The organism is Neptuniibacter pectenicola (genome assembly GCF_001597735.1).
Classification (GTDB): Bacteria; Pseudomonadota; Gammaproteobacteria; order Pseudomonadales; family Balneatricaceae; genus Neptuniibacter; species Neptuniibacter pectenicola.
Map to the genome: position 1 here is coordinate 1 of NZ_LUTS01000088.1, position 430 is coordinate 430.

A 430-nucleotide genomic window follows, 5' to 3' on the forward strand; every position below is an offset into this window, starting at 1 on the left:
ACCTTTGTAGAGATCTAAAGGCCAGAGGCGGTTTTTGGTTTTTAAGGGGAGCTCTTCCGGGAGGGAAGGGGAGGGGGGGAGGGGGGGAGAGGGGGGAGGGAGGAAGGAGAGGGAGAGGGAGAAAGGGAAGGGGAGGGAGAGGGAGAAAGAGAGGGAGAAGAAAAAAGAGAGGAGGAAGAAGAGGAGGAAAAAGAGGGGAAAAAAGAGGGGAAAAGAGAGAAGGGAAAGGAGAGGAAGAGAGAAAGAAAGAGAAAGGAGGAGGGAAGGGGAAGAGGGAGGAAAAGAGAGGAAAGAAAAAAGAAAAGAGGAAAAAGAGAGGGGAAAGGAAGAAAGAAGAAGGGAAGAAGGAAGAGGGAGGAAGGAGAAAGGAAAAGAAAGAGAGAGGAAGAGGAAAGGAAAGATCGAAGTGCTATCGTACTAATAATGCTCG

General features: G+C 49.5%; 1 protein-coding gene. It reads left to right on the plus strand.

Annotated features, from left to right (window positions below; all coding sequences use genetic code 11):
• Positions 1–34 precede the first annotated feature (34 nt).
• Positions 35–421 carry a hypothetical protein gene (locus A3773_RS16985; protein WP_067988665.1) on the plus strand — a complete coding sequence of 129 codons (387 nt, stop codon included), beginning with the start codon at positions 35–37 and terminating at the stop codon, positions 419–421.
• The last annotated feature ends 9 nt before the right edge of the window (positions 422–430 follow it).